Raw genomic sequence first — 400 nt, 5'->3', positions numbered from 1 at the left:
AGCCAACGGCGCGACGCGCCTGTATGGCGCCGCCAACCCCAGCTTCAGCGGCACGGTGACGGGCTTCGTGGGCAGCGACACGCTGGCCAATGCCACGACCGGCACGCTCGCCTTCGCGACGCCCGCCACCACCGCCAGCAATGTCGGCAGCTATGCCATCAACGGCAGCGGCCTCACCGCCAACAACGGCAATTACGTCTTCGCGCAGGCCGCCGGCAACACCAGCGCGCTGAGCATCACCCCGGCCACGCTGACCGTGACGGCCAACAGCGCGTCGCGCCTGTACGGCGCCGCCAACCCGTCCCTCGGCGGCACCGTCACTGGCTTCGTCAACGGCGACACGCTAGCCAACGCCACCACTGGCACGCTCGCCTTCGCGACGCCCGCAATCGCCACCAGT

General features: G+C 70.2%; 1 protein-coding gene. It reads left to right on the top strand.

The window, feature by feature from the left end; all coding sequences use genetic code 11:
- The coding region (locus tag LZ017_RS21880; RefSeq protein WP_241399043.1) for an MBG domain-containing protein at positions 1-400 on the top strand (400 nt) is incomplete at both ends.

This window comes from Pelomonas sp. CA6 (genome assembly GCF_022549225.1).
Classification (GTDB): Bacteria; Pseudomonadota; Gammaproteobacteria; order Burkholderiales; family Burkholderiaceae_C; genus Roseateles.
This window is presented reverse-complemented; position numbering and strand designations above follow the sequence as displayed.